Raw genomic sequence first — 14,148 nt, forward strand, 5'->3', positions numbered from 1 at the left:
CTACCGACCCGTGACTCTGTGGCGTTCGTCACATGTCGCCCGCAGGTGCCGTTCCGTGACCCGCGCGACTGTGCCGAGCGGTGCCCGGGGCCATAGGTTGATCCGCATGGAGGAGCTGGACCGTCAGATCGTGGAGTTGCTCGTCAAGGACGGGCGGATGAGCTACACCGACCTGGGCAAGGCCACGGGCCTGTCCACCTCGGCGGTTCATCAGCGTGTCCGCAGGCTGGAGCAGCGCGGGGTGATCCGCGGCTATGCCGCGGTCGTCGACCCCGAGGCCGTCGGGCTGCCCCTGACCGCGTTCATCTCGGTGAAGCCGTTCGACCCGAGCGCCCCCGACGACATCGCCGAGCGGCTCGCCGGGGTGCCCGAACTGGAGGCCTGCCACAGCGTCGCCGGGGACGAGAACTACATCCTCAAGGTGCGGGTGTCGACCCCCCTGGAGCTGGAGCACCTGCTCACCCGGATCCGTACGCTCGCCGGCGTGTCCACCCGGACCACCGTCGTCCTGTCCACCCCGTACGAGGCCCGCCCCCCGCGGATCTGAAGCCCCGGGCCCGGGTGCGGGGCGGCTGTCCCGCGGATCCGTGCCTCGGGGACCGCGCGTCCGGGCCCCGCCCGCCGTGCCGACGGGCGCGGGCCCTCACCCTGGGGAGGGGGCCGCGGTCCGGGCGTCGGACGCCAGGCGCGAGACTGGTCCCATGAGCCAGAGCACCGCTCCCCGGAGCACCCCCGACCAGCGCACCGTCCTGTTGCGCGGCGGAGACGTCCACAGCCCCGCCGACCCGTTCGCCACCGCGATGGTCGTCGAACGCGGGCATGTCGCCTGGGTGGGGTCCGAAGGGGCCGCCGACGCCTTCGCGAGCGGCGTGGACGAGGTGGTCGACCTCGAAGGCGCCCTGGTCACCCCGGCGTTCACCGACGCTCATGTGCACACCACCGCCACCGGTCTGGCCCTGACCGGGCTCGACCTCTCGGGCGCCCGCACCCTGGCCGATGCGCTCGCCCTCGTCCGCGCGTTCGGCCGCGGTCGCGCCCCCGGGGACGTGCTGCTCGGGCACGGCTGGGACGCCGCCCGCTGGCCCGAGCGCCGTCACCCCTCCCGCGCCGAGCTCGACGAGGCGGCCGGCGGCCGGGCCCTCTACCTGCCGCGCGTCGACGTGCACTCCGCCGTCGTCACGACGGCCCTCCTGGACCTCGTCCCCGGCGTCACCGCGATGAGCGGGTACCACCCGGACGGGCCGCTGACCGGGGACGCCCACCACGCGGTGCGGGCCGCCGCCCACGACGCGCTCCCGGCCGCCCAGCGGGCCGCCGCCCAGCGCGCCGCCCTCGACCAGGCCGCCTCCCTCGGCATCGGCAGCGTCCATGAGTGCGGCGGGCCCGAGATCTCCGACGAGGAGGACTTCGCCGCCCTCCTCGCGCTGGCCGCCGAGCGGCCCGGACCCCGTGTCTTCGGTCTGTGGGCCGAGGAGATCGCGGACGAGAAGGACGCCCGTCGCATCCGCGAACTCGGTGCGATCGGAGCGGCCGGAGACCTGTTCGTCGACGGCTCGCTCGGCTCGCACACCGCCTGCCTGCACCAGCCCTACACGGACGCCCCGCACACCGGCGCCGCCCATCTGGACGCCGCCCGGATCGCCGCCCATGTCACCGCCTGCACCGAGGCGGGACTCCAGGCGGGCTTCCACGCCATCGGCGACGCAGCGGTCACCGCCGTGGTGGACGGGGTCAGGGCCGCCGCCGGGACGCTCGGCCTCGACCGGATCCGGGCCGCCCGGCACCGCGTCGAGCACGCCGAGATGCTCACCCCCGAGACGATCGCGGCCTTCGCGGAGCTGGGCCTCACCGCCTCCGTCCAGCCCGCCTTCGACGCCGCCTGGGGCGGCCCGGACGGGATGTACGCCGAACGCCTCGGTGCGGAACGGGCCGCGTCCCTCAACCCGTACGCCGCGCTGCTGCGTGCCGGAGTGCCGCTCGCCTTCGGCTCCGACAGCCCCGTCACCCCGCTCGACCCCTGGGGCACGGTGCGGGCCGCCGCCCACCACCGCACCCCGGAGCACCGCGTCTCGGTCCGCGCCGGGTTCACCGCCCACACCCGGGGCGGCTGGCGCGCCATCGGCCGCGACGACGCGGGCCTCCTGGTGCCCGGCGCCCCGGCCGACTACGCCGTCTGGCGGACCGCCGAACTGCTGGTCCAGGCCCCCGACGACCGGGTCGCCCGCTGGTCCACCGACCCCCGGTCCGGCACGCCCGGCCTGCCGGACCTGACGCCCGGCGCCGACCTGCCCGTCTGCCTGCGGACCGTCGTCCTCGGACAAACGGTCTACGTGCGACCGAACGAGTGACGTCGGGACATTTCGTACCGCCGATCGATGGCCCGCTCGCTGGTCCGCGACCTGCGACCCTTCGGCACTGACCAGGCTATTTCGGAAAAAGTCGCAGGTCGCACGGCTGTTGACAGAAAGCGCCCACGGGCCGGTAGGTTCGGCCGGGTCCACCACAGGACGTCCGACCGGTTAAACCTCCACGCAGTCGTCGAACGCCGCTGGGTCATGGGGTGGTGTGCCGCACCGGCGCACCACCGCTGACAGCCAGGTTCAGCGCCCGCGCCTCGGGGGCGAGGGAAGGATTCAGCCGGACGGAGGGTGGGATCCGGGTGGGGCCCGGACGTTCAGTAGACAACGGCTTTCGGTCGACCCGCAGCCAGCGGGCCCCGGGCCGGCCCGAAGGGCGCCGGGCCCCGATCCGCAGTTCCCCCGTGGGGGCGCGACCTTCCGGCTCGTGCGCTGGATATGGTGTCCCTCTGTGTACGGACTCTAAGGGGCAGTAGTGAACGACGGCGGTCAGAGGCAGTTCGGCCCGCTCGGCAAGGTTCTGGTGATCATTCCGACCTACAACGAGGTCGAGAACATCAAGCCGATCGTCGACCGGGTGCGCACCGCCGTCCCGGACGCCGACATCCTGGTGGCCGACGACAACAGCCCCGACGGCACCGGCAAGGCGGCCGACGAGCTCGCGGCCGCCGACGACCACGTCCACGTCCTGCACCGCAAGGGCAAGGAAGGGCTCGGCGCCGCCTACCTCGCGGGCTTCGCCTGGGGCTCCGAGCACGGCTACGGCGTCCTCGTCGAGATGGACGCCGACGGCTCCCACCAGCCCGAGGAACTGCCCCGGCTGCTCACCGCGCTCAAGGGCGCCGACCTGGTCCTGGGATCCCGCTGGGTGCCGGGCGGCCGCGTGGTCAACTGGCCCCGGAGCCGCGAGGTCATCTCGCGCGGCGGCAGCCTCTACTCCCGGCTCGCCCTCGGCCTCTCCGTCCGCGACGTCACCGGCGGCTACCGCGCCTTCCGCACCGAGACGCTGAACGGCCTCGGGCTCGGCGAGGTCGCCTCGCAGGGCTACTGCTTCCAGGTGGACCTCGCCCGCCGCGCGGTCGAGGCGGGCTACCACGTGGTCGAGGTCCCCATCACCTTCGTCGACCGGGAGGTCGGCGACTCGAAGATGAGCCGGGACATCCTCGTCGAGGCGCTCTGGCGGGTCACCGGCTGGGGCATCACCTCCCGTGCGAACAAGGTCCTGGGCCGCAAGAACCCTTGACGGCCCCGGGCCCGTGACCGAGGGCGGCGCGTCCGGGGTTCGCCGACAGTCCGCTTCATGATCACCCCCTTACGCCGCCCGCACGCCGGTACGGGCACACTGGGGGCATGACGACCGGCACTCCGCCCCCGACCCGTCCCCGGCGCTCGCGCGCCCGTCGATTCCTGCCGCTGGCCCTGGCCGCCTGGCTGGTCCTGGAGATCTGGCTGCTGACCCTGGTCGCCTCGGCCGCGGGCGGCCTCACGGTTCTGCTGATCCTGGTGGCCGGAGCCGCGCTCGGCGCCGTGGTCATCAAGAGCGCCGGCCGGCGCGCCTTCAGGAACCTCACCGAGACCCTCCAGCAGATGCCGGGACAGCCCGGTGCTTCCGCCACGCCGCCGACGGTCCCCGCGGGCGGCAAGGGCACCCGCGGCAACGGGCTGCTGATGCTGGGCGGGCTGCTGCTCCTGATCCCCGGCCTGATCTCGGACGCGGCCGGGCTGCTCCTGCTCGTACCGCCGGTGCGCACCATGATCAGCCGGTACGCGGAACGCTCGCTGGAACGCCGGATGCGGGCGGCGACGCCCGGCAGCCTCGGCGACGCGTTCCAGCAGGCCCGGATGCACCGCCCGGACGGAAAGGTCGTCCAGGGCGAGGTCGTCCGCGACGACGACCCCCGGCCGCCCGGCGGACCCGGCGAGAACCCCGAAGGCCCCCAGGACCGGCGTCCGCCCCTCACGCCCTGACGCGGGCCGGCCCGCGGGCCCCACTTCCCGAGGGGTGCACGCGCAGAGCCGCGGGCCGTGACACAGATTCTGTGTCACGGCCCGCGGCTCTTGGTGCTGTGCTGCTGTGCCGGCGGTCAGGCAGACTTCCTGCTGTCCCGCGGGTGCACGGCGATGTTCATGGCTCCGGAACGGAGAACCGCCAGCCTCTCGGCCAGCACCTCTTCCAGCTCCTCGCGGGTGCGCCGCTCCATGAGCATGTCCCAGTGCGTGCGCGCCGGCTTGCCCTTCTTCTCTTCGGGGCCGTCCCCGTCCACCAGGAGTGCCTGGGCGCCGCACGCCTTGCACTCCCACTCCGGCGGAATCTCTGCCTCTACCGAGAACGGCATCTCGAATCGATGTCCGTTCTGGCATGCGTACTCCACCGCCTGGCGCGGGGCCAGATCGATGCCGCGGTCCGTCTCGTAGCTGGTAACCACAAGTCGCGTGCCGCGGAGAGCTCGCTCACTCATGAATCGTGCCTCCCGGGCTTGTCGCCCACAGGACAAAATGTCGCTGTCGTCGTCATCCGGTCAACGTCCGGTCGGCGGTAAAGATTCCCGTTGCGGGTCATACGTCGCCCGTCGTGCCGCTGCTTTGTCTGGGTTGAGTACCCGCCCATGCCCGGTTTGTCACCTCTGGTGGCTGTTGTCACCCAATGGTTGAGCCGTTTCCACTGGCAGTAACGGTCCTCCGGGCAGGCCAAAGACGTATACTACCGGCCTTTGACTTCAACGTCTAAATCCGTTGCGGCACGGGGTTGCCCGCGGCCTCCACGGCACGCCGCACCGGGACCCGCGCGAGCAGCACCGCGCCGAGGGCGAAGAACGCCACCAGCGAGATGATCGCGTCCCGGTAGCTGCCGGTCAGCTGGTACGCCAGACCGAACACCAGGGGCCCGAGCCAGCTCAGCCCGCGGTCGCTCATCTCGTACGCGGAGAAGTACTCCGCCTCCTTGCCGCGCGGCACCAGATGCGAGAACAGCGACCGGGACAGGGCCTGGCTCCCGCCCAGCACCAGGCCGATCGCCGCCGCCAGGACGAAGAAGAACACCGGCGCGTCGGCGGGCAGCAGATACGCGGAGAGCAGGATCAGGGTCCACACGATCAGCGACCCCAGAATCGTGCGCTTCGCGCCGTACGTCCGGGCGAGCCGCCCCATGCCGAGCGCCCCCGCCACCGCCAGGATCTGCACCAGCAGCACCGCGACGATCAGCGTCGTCTGATCCAGGCCCAGTTCCTCGGAGCCGTACAGGGAGGCCTGCGAGATCACCGTCTGGATCCCGTCGTTGTAGACGAGGTAGGCCAGCAGGAACGAGAGCGTGAGCGGGTGGCGCCGCATGTCGCGCAGGGTGGCCCGCAGCTGCTTCCAGCCCGAGCCGACCGCCCCCTCGCCGTCCGGCCGCACCCGCCGGTCGCGCAGCCGGCGCAGCGGTACGAGGGTGAACGCCCCCCACCACACACCGGCCGAGGCCAGACAGATCCGTACCGCCTCGGACTCCGCGAGCCCGAAGGAGTCGTGACCGGTGTACAGGATCAGGTTGAGGACCAGGACGAGGGCCCCCGAGGTGTAGCCGAAGGCCCAGCCGCGCGAGGAGACCGCGTCGCGCTCCTCCGGCCCGGCGATCTGCGGCAGATAGGCGTTGTACAGGACCATCGACACGGAGATCGACGCGTTCGCCACGATCAGCAGGAACGCGCCCAGCAGATAGCGGTGGCCGTCCAGGAAGAACATCCCGGCCGTCGCCGCCGCCCCGGTGTACGCGGCCGCCGCCAGCAGCGGCTTCTTGCGCCCCGTACGGTCCGCCGCCGCGCCCACGATCGGCATCAGGACCACGGCCACCACGATCGACGCCGAGACCGAGTAGGCGAACAGCGAGCCCGCGCGCACGGGTATGCCCAGCGGGTGGACGAATCCGTCCCCGTCCGCCGCGGCCTTGGCGACCGAGGTCAGATACGGACCGAGGAAGACGGTCAGCACACTGGTGGAGTAGACGGAGCACGCGAAGTCGTAGAAGTACCAGCCCTGCTGCTCGCGCCTGCGCGCGGCGGCGGTCGTGCCGTCCGGCGGCCGTCCGGACGGATCGGCCTTCCCTGCGGTCCCGGTGCTCATCCCGCGTCCCCTCGTTCGTCCCCGGTGGACGTGGACGGACCGGGCGTCAGGACCAGGCCCCCCGCTCGCTCAGCACCGTACGCAGCGTCTCGATGTGATCGGTCATGATGCCATCCACCCCGAGGTCCAGGAGCGCCGCCATCCGCTCCGGTTCGTTCACCGTCCAGACGTGCACCTGGAGCCCCAGCGCGTGCGCGGTGCGCACGAAGCGGGCGTCCACCACCGGGACGGACCCCTGCCGCTCGGGGACCTGCGCGCAGACCGCGCCCGCGCGCAGCGCCGCCGGGATCCCGAAGGAACGCAGGCGCAGCGCCAGGACGCCCCGCACCCCGTACGACGTGGCCAGCCGGGGGCCCGCCAGCCGGTGCGCGCGGGCCACCCGCGCCTCCGAGAACGAGCCGACACAGATCCGGTCCCACGCGCCGGTCCGGCGGATCAGGCCGAGCAGCGGCTCCAGCGCCGACTCGGCCTTGAGGTCCACGTTCCACCGTGCCTCGGGGAACTCCTCCAGCAGCTCCTCGAAGAGCGGGAGCGGTTCGCCGCCCCCGACCCGGGCCCGGCTCACCTCGCTCCAGGGCAGTTCGGCGATCCGGCCCCGGGCGTCGGTGACCCGGTCCAGTGTCGCGTCGTGGAAGGCGACCAGCCGGCCGTCCGCCGTGGTGTGGACATCGGTCTCGAAATAGCGGTAGCCCGCGTCCGACGCCCGGCGGAAGGCGGTCACGGTGTTCTCCACGCCGTCCGCCGCCCCGCCGCGATGGGCGAAGGCGATCGGCGTCGGGTGGTCCAGATAGGGGTGGCTCGGATTCACTGCGGCAGTATGGCCTGTTCGGATGCCGGAGCGGCAACGGGCCCGGAACCGGCGGCCGGCGCGGGGGTGTCCGGATCGCCCGAGGCGACGACGGGACCCGGGCCGCAGGCCTCGGGGAGCGCGAACAGCCGCAGGAAGAGCTGGGCCAGCGGGCCGATGGCCAGCGCGTACAGCACCGTGCCGGCCCCCAGCGAACCGCCCAGCAGGAAGCCGGTCACCACGACCGCCACCTCGATCGCCGTACGGACCAGCCGGATGGAGCGGCCGGTGCGCTGGTTCAGCCCGGTCATCAGACCGTCCCGCGGGCCGGGGCCGAACCGGGCCGCGATGTACAGCCCGGTCGCCACGCCGTTGAGGACGATGCCGAGCACCATCACCGGGATGCGCACACCGAACCCGTCCAGGTCGCCGACGACCGCGAGCGTGCCGTCCATCGCCAGCCCCACCACGAAGACGTTCGAGACGGTGCCGAGCCCCGGCCGCTGACGCAGCGGGATCCACAGCAGCAGCACCACCGCACCGACGATGATCGACACCACGCCGATCGAGATCCCGGTCAGCTCCGCGAGACCCTGGTGCAGCACCCCCCACGGCTCCAGGCCCAGCCCCGCGCGCACCAGGAGCGCGGCACTCGCCCCGTACAGCGCCAGCCCCGCGTACAGCTGGACCAGCCGCCGGGTGAGACGAGTGGTGCTCCGGTCGGTGGTCCTGGCCACGTCGTGCCCCCTGGAGTAGTGGTGGTGGACTGCTTCGTGTCACTCTGTGGCAGGGGATCGGCCACCAACGATGGCCAATTCGAGGAAGGTGGACTGATTTCGATGGCGCAGTGGACATCGACGGTGGGAGCGGCCCAGCTCGCCCGGCAGCTCCGCTCACAACAGGCCCGGCCCACCGGGCCCGGTGGCCGCAAGCCGCCCGCGTACCGCGCGCTCGCCGACGGCGTACGGCTGCTCGTCCTGGAAGGGCGGGTCCCGGTCGCCGCCCGGCTCCCGGCCGAACGCGAACTGGCCCTCGCCCTGTCCGTGAGCCGCACGACGGTCGCCGCCGCCTACGAGGCCCTGCGTGCCGAGGGCTTCCTGGAGTCGCGGCGCGGCGCGGGCAGCTGGACCGCCGTCCCGGCCGGCAATCCGCTGCCCGCCCGCGGCCTCGAACCGCTGCCGCCGGAGTCGCTCGGCTCGATGATCGACCTGGGCTGCGCGGCCCTGCCCGCGCCCGAGCCGTGGCTGACCCGGGCGGTCCAGGGGGCGCTGGAGGAGCTGCCGCCGTACGCCCACACACACGGCGACTACCCGGCCGGGCTGCCCGCGCTGCGTCAGATGATCGCCGACCGCTACACCTCCCTCGGCATCCCGACCATGCCCGAGCAGATCATGGTCACCACCGGCGCGATGGGAGCCATCGACGCGATCTGCCACCTCTTCGCCGGCCGTGGTGAGCGGATCGCGGTCGAGTCGCCCAGTTACGCCAACATCCTCCAGCTGATGCGCGAGACGGGCGCCCGCCTCGTCCCGGTCGCCATGGAGGAGGGGCTCGGCGGCTGGGACATGAACCGCTGGCGCCAGGTGCTGCGGGACGCCGCGCCCCGCCTCGCGTACGTGGTCGCCGACTTCCACAACCCCACCGGCGCGCTCGCCGACGAGCAGCAGCGCCGTGACCTGGTGGAGGCCGCCCGGTCCGCCGGAACGGTCCTGGTCGTCGACGAGACCATGAACGAACTCCGCCTGGACACCGGCACCGACATGCCGCGCCGGGTGTGCGCCTTCGATCCGGCCGGCGGCACGGTCCTGACCGTCGGATCGGCCAGCAAGGCCTTCTGGGCCGGCATGCGCATCGGCTGGGTGCGCGCGGCTCCCGACGTCATCCGCAGTCTGGTCGCCGCCCGTGCCTACGCCGACATGGGCACACCCGTCCTGGAGCAGCTCGCCATCAACTGGCTCATGGGCACCGGTGGCTGGGAGCAGGCCGTCGACGTCCGGCGGAGCCAGGCCCGGGAGAACCGGGACGCCCTGGTCGCGGCGGTTCGCCGGGAGCTGCCGGACTGGGAGTTCACCGTGCCGCGCGGTGGGCTGACGCTGTGGGTGCGCACCGGTGGGATCTCCGGATCGCGGCTGGCCGTGGCGGGTGAACGCGTCGGAGTCCGTGTGCCGTCGGGCCCCCGCTTCGGGGTCGACGGGGCCTTCGAGGGCTACGTACGGCTGCCGTTCACGGTGAGCGGGCCGGTCGCCGACGAGGCGGCGGTACGCCTGGCCGCGGCGGTCGACCTGGTGCGCTCCGGGGCGGGTGCGGGAGCCGACACCCCGCGCTCCTTCGTGGCCTGAGGGGCGGGCGTGGCGGCGTCGGGCGGGCACTGAGAGCCGGGCGTGACGGCGTCGGCGGTGCGCCGAGGGCCGGGCGTTACGGCGTCGCGCGGGCGCTGAGGACCCGGTGTGACAGCGACGCGGTGCACCGAGGACCGACGTGACAGGAGCGGGCGGGGAGTGGGCCGTCCGGTCCGCTCCCCGCCCGCCGCGCCGTTCGCGGGTGCCGGGTCAGCTCTCGGCGCCCGCCGGCTGCGCCTTCGCCAGCCGCTCGGACGGCCGGGCCTCGGCGACCAACGCCTCCACCGGAACGGCCGTCGTCTCCGCGGCCACGGGCACCGGTGCGGTGGCCGGGCCCTCGTCGGCGGCATCCCGCGCGGGCGGCGTCTCCACCGGGTCGCCCCGGCCGGGCAGCAGGTCCAGCACCGCCTGCCGGTGCGCATCGCTCGTGGCGTCGTCGTACGGGTCCGGGGTGGCGGGCACCTGGAGCCGCAGCACCGGGCCCGCGCCGAGCCGGACGTAGCCGCGCCCCGCCGGGACCTCGGGCGGGGGAGTGGTGTGCGGTCCGGAGCCCAGGACGGCCTCGATCTGCTCGGGGGAGGCCGTCCCGAGGACGGCGCGGGCGCGGGTGTGGTTCCGGACGGTCTCCGAGAGGCCGTCCAGTGCGTCGAACTGTTCGGCCAGCACGACGGTGACCTGCGCGGCCCGGCCGTGCCGCAGCGGGATCCGGAGCATCTCCTGCGGGTCGGTCCTGCCCTCGGCCGCCGCCAGGTGGCCCAGCACGCCGGGTCGGTCCAGCAGGATCCACAGCGGGCGGCGGATGTCGTCCGGCGCCGGACGGCCGCTCTGGCGGGCCAGGTTGGCCGTGATCAGCCGGCGCTCCGTCTCGTGCGCCGCCCATTCCAGTGTGGACAGCGCCCCGCTGAGCCCGGACTCCACGGCGAGGACGCCGTCACGGCCGGTGAGAGCGGCGTACTCACCGGCCCCGCCGCCGTCGACGATGATCACGTCGCCGTTCTGGAGGGCCTGCAGGGCGATCGAGCGGATCAGGGTCGTGGTGCCGCCGCCGGGCTGTCCGACGGCCAGAAGATGCGGTTCGGTGGAGCGGCCGCCGGTCCGCCAGACGACCGGCGAGGCGTCCACCGTGGCGACGCCGTCGCGCACGGGAACGGTGCGGGAGACGGAGTCCGGATCGGTGAAGCCGAGGACCGTCTCGCCGGGTGCGGCGACGAAGCGCTGGGCGGCGATCGTCGTGGGGAGCGCGTCCAGCACGGTCATGACGAGCCGGTTGGCCTCCTCGTCCCAGCCGAAGCGGTACTCGCGTCCCCGGCCGGACTTGGTGTGCAGCAACTGCTCGATCCGGGAGCGGGCCGCGGCCTCGCCGTCCGCGAAGTACGCGGGGTAGGAGATCCGGAGGCGGGTGAGCCGCCCGTCCTCGTCGAAGGTGTACGCGTCGAAGGCCTTCGACCAGTCGCCGCCGTGGGCGAACAGGGGATCGGGGTCCTCGGCCGTGGAGAAGTACGGCACGAGCGCCTCGTACAGCGACCGCAGCCGTGCGGTCTCCGACTCGTCGGGCCCGGTCGGCGCCGGGGTCCGCTCCCGCCCCTTCCACGCGGCGGCGCCCATCACCGTGATCAGGGCCAGGATCGGCCCGTACGGGACGAGCGCCACCGCCAGCACGCAGGCCGCGCCGAGGAACAGCTTGGGACCACGCCGTTCCTTGGGGGTGGCGACCCACTTCTGCCGGCCGGACACGGCCAGCAGCCGCAGGCCGCGGACCACCGTGATCAGCGGATGGAGGACATCGGTGGCGCTGTCGGCGGCCGTGCGCGCGATCTCTCTGCTGCGAGTGATCGAAGCGCTGCCGCTGCTCAGAATGCGGGGGAGTGGTCGCCGGGCCACGTCGGTCTCCTGAAGGGGTGGGAGCGGTTGCGGAGCGTCAGAACTTGATCCCGCCCAGCAGGCCGGCGAGGCTCGCCCCGCCCGCCGTGATGCTCGGCGCGATGGCGGTGCCGGCCAGGTAGAAGCCGAACAGGGCGCAGACGATGGCGTGGGAGGCCTTGAGCCCGTCCTTCTTGAAGAACAGGAAGACGATGATGGCGAGCAGGACCACGCCGGAGATGGAAAGGATCATGAGCGGTTCTCTCCTGGTTGAAGGGGACAGTCACCATGAGTCCTTCCAGGATCACGGGAAGTATCTATACGACAAAAGGTGCAATCGAGTGAATATCTCGCGCTTTCACTTGACTGGCTCACAGAAGTCGGCTCCCGGGGAGCGGCATCACCCGGCCCGTGCCGGGCAGGATCAGCCGCGGTGATCCCTTGCCGTATCCGGGCCGGGTCATGTCGGCCCGGGAGCAGTACCCTGTCGATTCACTCGTACGGTCCCCCCGCCGTACTCCCCACCAGGTCGACCGCGGCGGTGAGCCGTCGTGGAGGCAGTCAAGGAAGGCGGCCCGCCCCGATGAGCGAAACCCCCGATCCCGAGGTGGTCGAGCTGGCCACCAAGGTCTTCGACCTGGCCCGCGCCGGCGACACCGAGACCCTCGCCGCGTACGTCGAGGCCGGAGTCCCCGCCAACCTCACCAACGACCGGGGCGACACGCTGCTCATGCTCGCCGCCTACCACGGGCACGCCGCCACGGTCGCCGCCCTCGTCGCCCGCGAGGCCGACCCGGACCGGGCCAACGACCGGGGCCAGACGCCGCTGGCCGGAGCCGTCTTCAAGGGGGAGGACGCCGTCATCGAGGCCCTGCTCGCCGCCGGCGCCGACCCGGCCGCCGGAACGCCGTCCGCGCTGGACACGGCCCGGATGTTCGGCAAGTCCGACCTGCTGGAACGCTTCGGTGTGCGGTGAGACGCCGGCGGGGGCGCCGCTGGGCGCGTCCGCCGTGGGCTTTGCTGACCGGTCCGTCGTAAATGTGGTCGCGGTGGCGAAATGGCTGGGTCATCATGACGTCGCGGGCCCGCTCAGGGCCACCGACGAGAGGCAGAGGAAGATGCTCTACACCAGGCGAAAGACGGCGGTCGGCCGATCATGTCACTGCGCGGCGTAGCGGTGTCCCCGGACACCCCCCACGTGCCGAGAGGCACGGGGCACTGCACAGTCCCGGTCGCGTCGACAGCTTGATGTGAGGCTTTCTCCCATGTTCGATCCGTTCATAGCGCCGAGCGGCACCCTGCTCGGTCTGCTGCAGAGGGGCCGCGGCGACGGCACGCTCCACGCGCTCGCCGCACCACGCCCCGAGGCCCTCGCGGCCCTCAACCACTGCGTCGTGAGCGACCCCCGCCACGACTGGCAGGTGGAGAACCGCTCCCTCTACTACGCGCGCCTCTACCTCGACCTCGACGGCGGTATCGAGGAGATCGAGCGGCACCTCGCCGATCCCGACGACCACATCGACACCGACGACTCCCGCACCGGTCTGGCGCTCTCCGTCCTCGGCCACCTCGCCTCCTACGGGCGCGACGACGCCCTGGCCCTGCTCCGCCGCTACGCGGCGACCGGCGCCAACTGGGCCTGGGCCCTGGACGAGCTGGCCCTGCGCGACGACGACGCCGGCCTGCGCTCCCTCGCCCTGCCCGTCCTCGCCCGCTTCCCGGCCACCGACGAGGGCGCGGCCGACCTCGCCGCCGCCGTACGCGACGCCTTCGAGCCCCGCCCCTGGCGGCTGTGGGCCGACGACCCGCGCGAAGCGGTCGGCGCCCGCGTCCGGGCCGCCGCTGAACAGGGCTCGTTCGACCGATGGCAGCGCCAGATGCGCCCCGGGGGGCCCCGCCCCGGGTGGAGCGTCCAGGCCGTCTTCGACTGGGCCCAGCAGGCCCTGGAACGCGGCAGCGAACTGCACGTCCCCGCGGCCCGCTGCCTCACCGCCGTCGCCGGACCCGACGACCTCCCCCAGATCGTCGAAGCCGCCCGCAGCGGCCCCGAAGGCGCGCGCTGCGCCGCCCTGCACTACCTCGCGGAAGCCGCCGACCCCGTCGTCCTCGACCTCATCGAGGCCGCCGCCGCCAGCCCCTCGCGCACCGTCGCCCACACGGCCATCGCCGCCTTCGAGCGGATGACCGGAGACGACGTCGTCGAGCGGGCCCGGCGCTGGGCCCACCGCCCCGACGCACTCGGCGCCTCGGCCGCCGGAGTGCTCGCCTGCCGAGGCACCGCCCAGGACGCTCCCCAAGTCCTCGGCGCGCTCCGGGAGGCCGTACGCGGCGACGGACCCGACGCCCCCCGGCTGTGGACCCTCGTCGACGGGACCGGCCGCCTGGGCATCGCCTGCGCCGCCCCGGTCCTGCGCCACGTCTACCGCGAGACGTCCTCCTCGCATCTGCGCGGCCGGGCCGCCCGCGCACTGGCCGCCACCGACCCGTCCTTCGCGACCGGATTCGCGGTGGAGTGCCTCTGGGACTGCGAGGAGACCACCCGCGAGGTGGCCGCTCTGCACGCCGAGACCGGCGACATCCGCGTCGCCGAACGCCTGCGCCGCCTCGCCGCCGACCCGGCCGAGGAGGCCGAGGTCCAGACGGCGGTACGCAGCCGGATCGGGCCGGACGCGTCGGCCGTCTGAGGCCGGAACTCGAGGACGCTGGG

At 73.3% G+C, this 14,148-nt stretch carries 13 protein-coding genes; 7 read left to right on the plus strand and 6 right to left on the minus strand.

Annotated features, from left to right (window positions below; all coding sequences use genetic code 11):
• The first annotated feature begins 106 nt into the window (after nucleotides 1–106).
• From KME66_RS29745 to fxsA, 4 genes are all read left to right on the plus strand, one after another.
• Entirely contained in the window at nucleotides 107–547 is a 441-nt protein-coding gene (locus tag KME66_RS29745; RefSeq protein ID WP_073222565.1) for an Lrp/AsnC family transcriptional regulator, read from the plus strand.
• 154 nt (nucleotides 548–701) lie between these two features.
• Nucleotides 702–2,348, plus strand: a complete 1,647-nt coding sequence (locus tag KME66_RS29750; protein WP_216327927.1) for an amidohydrolase — start codon at nucleotides 702–704, stop codon at nucleotides 2,346–2,348.
• Between the two features lie 484 nt (nucleotides 2,349–2,832).
• On the plus strand, nucleotides 2,833–3,600 hold the full coding sequence (locus KME66_RS29755) for a polyprenol monophosphomannose synthase (protein WP_073222567.1): 768 nt from the start codon (nucleotides 2,833–2,835) through the stop codon (nucleotides 3,598–3,600).
• Nucleotides 3,601–3,707: 107 nt separating this feature from the next.
• Nucleotides 3,708–4,325, plus strand: coding sequence for an FxsA family membrane protein (fxsA, locus tag KME66_RS29760; RefSeq protein WP_216327929.1), 618 nt, complete (start codon nucleotides 3,708–3,710; stop codon nucleotides 4,323–4,325).
• A gap of 116 nt (nucleotides 4,326–4,441) precedes the next feature.
• Here the strand turns inward: fxsA and KME66_RS29765 are convergent, their stop codons facing one another.
• From KME66_RS29765 to KME66_RS29780, 4 genes are all read right to left on the minus strand, one after another.
• The gene (locus KME66_RS29765; protein ID WP_003959706.1) at nucleotides 4,442–4,816 is read right to left on the minus strand and encodes an RNA polymerase-binding protein RbpA; all 375 of its coding nucleotides are present in this window, start codon (nucleotides 4,814–4,816) and stop codon (nucleotides 4,442–4,444) included.
• A 265-nt stretch (nucleotides 4,817–5,081) separates the two neighbouring features.
• Nucleotides 5,082–6,455, minus strand: coding sequence for an MFS transporter (locus tag KME66_RS29770; RefSeq protein ID WP_073222569.1), 1,374 nt, complete (start codon nucleotides 6,453–6,455; stop codon nucleotides 5,082–5,084).
• Nucleotides 6,456–6,501: 46 nt separating this feature from the next.
• Nucleotides 6,502–7,263, minus strand: a complete 762-nt coding sequence (locus KME66_RS29775) for a glycerophosphodiester phosphodiesterase (protein WP_073222570.1) — start codon at nucleotides 7,261–7,263, stop codon at nucleotides 6,502–6,504.
• A complete protein-coding gene (locus KME66_RS29780; RefSeq protein WP_216327931.1) occupies nucleotides 7,260–7,979 on the minus strand; it encodes a YitT family protein in 720 nt (239 codons plus the stop codon). Before KME66_RS29780 ends, KME66_RS29775 begins: the two co-directional genes overlap by 4 nt.
• Before the next feature lie 102 nt (nucleotides 7,980–8,081).
• On the opposite strand from KME66_RS29780, the gene KME66_RS29785 reads away from it, so the two are divergent.
• The gene (locus KME66_RS29785; RefSeq protein ID WP_216327933.1) at nucleotides 8,082–9,581 is read left to right on the plus strand and encodes a PLP-dependent aminotransferase family protein; all 1,500 of its coding nucleotides are present in this window, start codon (nucleotides 8,082–8,084) and stop codon (nucleotides 9,579–9,581) included.
• Nucleotides 9,582–9,791: 210 nt separating this feature from the next.
• Here the strand turns inward: KME66_RS29785 and KME66_RS29790 are convergent, their stop codons facing one another.
• Together KME66_RS29790 and KME66_RS29795 are read right to left on the minus strand one after the other, a co-directional pair.
• Entirely contained in the window at nucleotides 9,792–11,462 is a 1,671-nt protein-coding gene (locus KME66_RS29790; protein WP_216327935.1) for a hypothetical protein, read from the minus strand.
• Between the two features lie 37 nt (nucleotides 11,463–11,499).
• Nucleotides 11,500–11,694, minus strand: a complete 195-nt coding sequence (locus tag KME66_RS29795; protein ID WP_006123109.1) for a hypothetical protein — start codon at nucleotides 11,692–11,694, stop codon at nucleotides 11,500–11,502.
• 330 nt (nucleotides 11,695–12,024) lie between these two features.
• Between KME66_RS29795 and KME66_RS29800 the strand changes: the two genes are divergently transcribed.
• Nucleotides 12,025–12,417, plus strand: a complete 393-nt coding sequence (locus KME66_RS29800) for an ankyrin repeat domain-containing protein (RefSeq protein ID WP_216327938.1) — start codon at nucleotides 12,025–12,027, stop codon at nucleotides 12,415–12,417.
• 289 nt (nucleotides 12,418–12,706) lie between these two features.
• Nucleotides 12,707–14,125: a HEAT repeat domain-containing protein gene (locus KME66_RS29805; protein ID WP_216327939.1), complete on the plus strand. Its 1,419-nt coding sequence runs from the start codon at nucleotides 12,707–12,709 to the stop codon at nucleotides 14,123–14,125.
• Nucleotides 14,126–14,148: the final 23 nt, after the last annotated feature.

It is taken from the genome of Streptomyces sp. YPW6, from assembly GCF_018866325.1.
Classification (GTDB): Bacteria; Actinomycetota; Actinomycetes; order Streptomycetales; family Streptomycetaceae; genus Streptomyces.

Coding starts and splice junctions, on each gene's coding strand:
- KME66_RS29770 (WP_073222569.1), bottom strand. CDS start 6,455: ATGAGCACCGGGACCGCAGGGAAGGCCGATCCGTCCGGACGGCCGCCG.
- KME66_RS29795 (WP_006123109.1), bottom strand. CDS start 11,694: ATGATCCTTTCCATCTCCGGCGTGGTCCTGCTCGCCATCATCGTCTTC.
- KME66_RS29800 (WP_216327938.1), top strand. CDS start 12,025: ATGAGCGAAACCCCCGATCCCGAGGTGGTCGAGCTGGCCACCAAGGTC.
- fxsA (WP_216327929.1), top strand. CDS start 3,708: ATGACGACCGGCACTCCGCCCCCGACCCGTCCCCGGCGCTCGCGCGCC.
- KME66_RS29750 (WP_216327927.1), top strand. CDS start 702: ATGAGCCAGAGCACCGCTCCCCGGAGCACCCCCGACCAGCGCACCGTC.
- KME66_RS29765 (WP_003959706.1), bottom strand. CDS start 4,816: ATGAGTGAGCGAGCTCTCCGCGGCACGCGACTTGTGGTTACCAGCTAC.
- KME66_RS29805 (WP_216327939.1), top strand. CDS start 12,707: ATGTTCGATCCGTTCATAGCGCCGAGCGGCACCCTGCTCGGTCTGCTG.
- KME66_RS29785 (WP_216327933.1), top strand. CDS start 8,082: ATGGCGCAGTGGACATCGACGGTGGGAGCGGCCCAGCTCGCCCGGCAG.
- KME66_RS29745 (WP_073222565.1), top strand. CDS start 107: ATGGAGGAGCTGGACCGTCAGATCGTGGAGTTGCTCGTCAAGGACGGG.